Annotated in this window: 1 protein-coding gene; it reads left to right on the forward strand. The window is 74.8% G+C overall.

Features of this window, described 5'->3' with window-relative positions:
* On the forward strand, positions 1–202 hold a 202-nt coding region (locus tag IF09_RS0139750; RefSeq protein ID WP_030304515.1), incomplete at both ends, for an ATP-binding cassette domain-containing protein.

Below are 202 nucleotides of genomic sequence, written 5' to 3' on the forward strand. Positions count from 1 at the left end.
CCTCTTCCCGTGGCTGACGGCGGGCAAGAACATCGAACTCGCCCTGCGGCTGCGCGGGGTGGCCAAGGCCGAGCGCAAGCCGGAGGCCGAACGCCTGCTGGAGCTGGTCCGGCTCGGCGGCGCCTACGGCAAGCGCGTCCACGAACTGTCCGGCGGCATGCGCCAGCGCGTGGCCCTGGCCCGGGCGCTGGCCCAGGACAGC

The sequence above is a fragment of the Streptomyces katrae genome (assembly GCF_000717655.1).
Taxonomy (GTDB): Bacteria; Actinomycetota; Actinomycetes; order Streptomycetales; family Streptomycetaceae; genus Streptomyces; species Streptomyces katrae_B.